A 4,350-nucleotide genomic window follows, 5' to 3' on the forward strand; every position below is an offset into this window, starting at 1 on the left:
CCGCCCGCGGCGCTGCCGCGGGCGGGGGCCTTCCCGTACGGGGACGGGACGGCGCCCTCCCGCGCCGGGGTCACAGCCCCAGCAGGCCCTTCGTCAGCGTCGCCGCGCCGCCGGCCAGTCCGAGTACCAGCACCAGCCGCCGCGCGGGCGTCTCGGGCACCCGGTCGCCCAGGGCGCGGCCGACGAGGGCGCCCGCCGCCACCGCGGCCGCGCAGAGCAGCCAGGCGTCCGCGGCCAGGTCCGGCGGCCCCTTCGCCGCCACCGAGAAGATGTTGATGACGACGCCGTAGAAGAGCGCGTTGGGCACGAACTCCCGCACCGTCCAGCCCGCGTTCACGGCGTACAGCGAGACGGCGGGGCCGCCGATGCCCGCGGAGGAGTTCATGAAGCCGCTCACCGCGCCCGCCGTGACCGCCCCGCCGGTGCCGCGCAGCGCGTCGGCCCGGGCGCCGGCCATGACGAGCACGACGGCACCGCACACCATGGCGCCCATGCCGGTCAGCAGCACGGGCTCGGGCAGCTGCACCGCCGTCCAGGCGCCGAGGGGCACCGTGCAGACGGCGGCGGCGAGCAGCGGCACCATGGCGCGCGGGCGGACCTGCCGCCAGACGGTCGCCAGCCCGAACAGGCTGATGGCGCCGGCGGCGCAGTTGGACAGCCGCACGCCTTCGGCCGGGCCGAGCACCAGCGCGAGCGCCGGCCCGGCGACCAGCGCGAGGCCGATGCCCGCGAGCCGCTGCACGGACGCCCCGAGCAGCAGCACGCCGGCCATCAGCAGGACGTCGCCGGTCACAGCGGCCCGGCCGGCAGCGCGTCGCTGCCCGGCCGGCGGGTCCCCGGGCCGGTGCTCATCGGAGCGGGACGCGCGCCCCCCGAACGCTTGTAGTACCCATGCGGTTCAACATGCGAACAGAGTAGCGATCATCCTCGGGCGCCCACCACCCCGGGGGTGATCTCCACCGGTGCGGCAGACTGCCCTGATGGAATCTGAAGTGATCGTACTCGGCAGCGGCATCATCGGTCTGACCAGTGCGGTCGTCCTCGCCGAGGGCGGCAGGCGGGTCACGGTGTGGGCGCGGGAGCCGGCGGAGGAGACGACGTCCGCGGTCGCGGGCGGGCTGTGGTGGCCGTACCGGATCGAGCCCGAACACCGGGTCGTGGACTGGTCGGTGCGGTCGTTCGAGGTGTACACGCGGCAGGCGGAGCGCGCGGCGGAGACCGGCGTGCGGATGCGGCCGGGGCTGCAGCTCGGCGCCGAGGTCGCCGGCCTGGGGCCGTGGCGGCGCGCCCTGCGCGAGGTGCGCGCCGCGGAGCCCGCGGAGCTGCCCGGCCAGTACGCGGCGGGCGTGCGCGCGACGGTGCCGATCGTCGACACAGCCACGCACCTGGCGCACCTGCGCGACCGGCTGGCCGCGGCCGGCGGCCGGATCGAGCGGCGCACCGCGGGCTCACTCGACGAGGCCGGGCGGGCGGCCCCGTACGTCGTCAACTGCACCGGCCTCGGCGCCCGCGAGCTGGTGCCGGACCCGCAGGTGCGCCCGGTGCAGGGGCAGCTCGTCGTGGTCGAGGACCCGGGTGTGGCGGAGTGGGTGGTCGCGGCGTACCGGGACGCGACCGCGACGCTGTACGCGCTCCCGCAGCCGTACGGGCTCGTCCTCGGCGGCACGGCCGTCGAGGACGCCTGGGGCACGGAGCCGGACCCGGCGGTGGCCGAGGGCATCGTGGCGCGCTGCGCCCGCATCATCCCCGAGGTGGCCGGCGCCCGCGTCCTCGCCCACCGCGCCGGGCTGCGCCCGGCCAGGCCGGCGGTGCGGCTGGAGGCGGAGCGGCTGCCCGGCGGGGCGCTGTGCGTGCACAACTACGGGCACGGGGGCGCCGGTGTGACGGTGGCGTGGGGCTGCGCCGAGGAGGCCGCGGAGCTGCTGCCCGCACCGGCCGCATAAGCCGCGCCGGCCGCGCCCGCCGACCGTCCAGGCCCCGCTCAGCGGCAGCGCTCGACCGGACGGCCGTCCGTCAGCTCGTACGGCGCGCGCTGGTCCAGCAGCAGCGGCACCAGCGCGCGCATCGGCTGCCGCAGCGGCACCAGCGCGCCGCCGCCCGGGCGCCGGCGGACCTCGACGCCGTGCAGGGCGAGTTCGTCGCCGACGGCGCCGTACTGCCCGGCGTCGAGCGCGTAGCCGCACGGCGGGTCGTCGATGACCTGGCCCGGGGCGGGCGGCTCGTTGTCGGCGCCGCCGAGGAAGACGGGGCCGGTGTCGGCGAGTCCGCGGCGGCGGGCCGCGGCCGTGGCGGTGGCCAGCCGGGCGCGGTGGTCGGCGGCGTAGTCGAACGTGGCGTCGAGCGCGGTGAGCTGGGAGGTGACGCGCCGGCGGCGGTTGGCCGCGGGGTCGCCGCGCTCGTCGTCGGTGAGCGCGGTGATGCGCGTCTCGACCAGCAGCCCGGCCGCGTGCTTGAGGCCGGCGGTGTTGCGCAGGATGCGCTCCTGGCCGTCGCCGGCGACCTGGCGGACGGGCTCGCCGGTCTGCGGGTCGGTCCAGATGCCGTAGACGCCGCTGGAGTAGCCGGCGTCCTCGACGCCGGCGCGGACGTGGTCCTCGGACAGGTGGCGGGCCTCGCGGTGGACGGCGTCGTGGGTGTTGAGGTTGCGCGGCCAGAGCGCGAGCACGTCCTTGACGTAGTACGGCTCGGCGGCGTCGAACTCGTGCAGGTCGTGGATGACGTCGGGGCGGTGGTCGCGGATGACGGCGGCCAGCGCCCGGCCCTCGGCGGTCGCCAGCGCGACGTGGTCGCGGTTGACGTCGACGCCGTCGGCGTTGCGGCGGGTGCCGGCGGCGCGGCCGTCGGGGTTGGCGTTGGGGACGACCAGGACGGAGGTGCCGGCCAGGAGGCGGCGGGTCCCGGCGTCCTTGCCGTACGCCAGGTCGCGCAGGGCGGTCAGGCACGCCTCGCGGGCGGCCGGTTCATCGCCGTGCTGGCCGCAGACGAGCAGGACGACGCTGCCGCGGGCGGCCCGCGACGGGGGTGGCGGGGCGGGGGCGCCGATGCGTACGAGGTTGAGGGGGCGGCCCTGCGCGGTGGTGCCGATGCGGTCGACGGCGGCGCGCGGGCTCTCCTCGGCCACCTCGGCCAGGAGCCGCTCCTCCTCGCGCTCGCTGGTCCAGCGGGCGCCGCCGCTGCGCTCGAAGCCGGTGCGCGGCGGGTTGGAGGCCTCCGCGGGCGGGCCGGTCAGCGGCGCCAGCGCGACGGCCGCGGCGCAGGCCGCGAGGGTGGCCGTGCGGAGCACGGCGACGCGGGGGGCGCGTACGCGCATGGGCGGTCTCCCGGGGCGGAGAGCGGAGAGGGTGGCCAGAAGATAGCGGAGAGTGACGCGCCGCAGAAGCCTCCGCGCGCGACGTATCCGCCGCCGTCGGCCGGCCGGCGGCACCGCGCTCTTTCACATGACCGGTGAGACAGCAATATTGTTGGACCATGACGCAGCAGACGGAGGCGGCCGGCCTGACCGTGGACGAGCTGGCCGCGCGCGCGGGCGTCACCGTGCGCACGGTCCGCTTCTACTCCACCCGCGGGCTGTTGCCCCCGCCCGTCATCGGCCCGCGGCGCGTCGGGCGCTACGGCCCCGAGCACCTGTCCCGGCTCGCGCTGATCGAGGAGTTGCAGCACCAGGGCCTGACGCTGGCGGCGATCGAGCGGTACGTGCAGCAGCTGCCGCCCGGCCTCAGCGCCGAGGACCACGCGCTGCACCGCGCGCTGGTGGCCACCTGGGTGCCGGACGCGGCGGCCGAGGTGAGCCGGGCGGAGCTGGAGCGGCGCGCGGGGCGGTCGCTGACCGACGACGACGTGGCCCGGCTGGCCGCGATGGGCGTGCTGGAGCGTACGCCGCCGGGCGGCGGCCCGTACGGGGCGGAACCCGGCTCCGGCGACGGCAGCGCCGAAGGCCGGGGTGAGGGCGACGGCGACGCCTTCCGGGTCGACCCGGCCGTCCTCCACCTCGGCGTACGGCTGCTCGACGTGCCCATCCGGCTGGAGACCATCCGCGCCGCCCGGGGCGTGGTGCAGGAGCACTCCCGCGCCGTGGCCCGGGAGCTGACCCGGCTCTTCCGCGACGAGGTGTGGGAGCCGTTCGGCGAGGCGGGCCCGGACCCGGAGCAGGTGGAGACGATGAAGTCGCTGTCGGCGCACATGCAGCCCATGGTGGTGCAGGCGCTGGTGACGGCCTTCCAGCGGTCGATGAAGGCGGAGTTGCGGGAGTCCTTCCCCGCGGAGTGACCCGGCGCCCGCGGGCCCGTACGGCCCGGCCGCCGCCGCCCTCGCCCCGCCGCCACGAGCCGTCGGCCGCGGGCGGCGCGGCGG

The 4,350-nt window shown here is 77.7% G+C and carries 4 protein-coding genes; 2 read left to right on the forward strand and 2 right to left on the reverse strand.

Translation table 11 applies throughout. The features are described 5' to 3' along the window. Positions 1–70: 70 nt before the first annotated feature. Entirely contained in the window at positions 71–772 is a 702-nt protein-coding gene (locus ABD317_RS34005) for a TSUP family transporter (protein WP_344295216.1), read from the reverse strand. A 208-nt stretch (positions 773–980) separates the two neighbouring features. On the opposite strand from ABD317_RS34005, the gene ABD317_RS34010 reads away from it, so the two are divergent. Continuing rightward, entirely contained in the window at positions 981–1,943 is a 963-nt protein-coding gene (locus ABD317_RS34010; RefSeq protein ID WP_344295210.1) for an FAD-dependent oxidoreductase, read from the forward strand. Between the two features lie 38 nt (positions 1,944–1,981). Here ABD317_RS34010 and ABD317_RS34015 read toward each other — a convergent pair whose 3' ends face one another. Next, positions 1,982–3,310, reverse strand: a complete 1,329-nt coding sequence (locus tag ABD317_RS34015) for a M14 family metallopeptidase (RefSeq protein ID WP_344295212.1) — start codon at positions 3,308–3,310, stop codon at positions 1,982–1,984. Positions 3,311–3,468: 158 nt separating this feature from the next. Between ABD317_RS34015 and ABD317_RS34020 the strand changes: the two genes are divergently transcribed. Beyond that, the gene (locus ABD317_RS34020) at positions 3,469–4,266 is read left to right on the forward strand and encodes a MerR family transcriptional regulator (RefSeq protein WP_344295214.1); all 798 of its coding nucleotides are present in this window, start codon (positions 3,469–3,471) and stop codon (positions 4,264–4,266) included. The last annotated feature ends 84 nt before the right edge of the window (positions 4,267–4,350 follow it).

Origin of the sequence: Streptomyces synnematoformans (genome assembly GCF_039531005.1) — a bacterium.
Lineage (GTDB): Bacteria > Actinomycetota > Actinomycetes > Streptomycetales > Streptomycetaceae > Streptomyces > Streptomyces synnematoformans.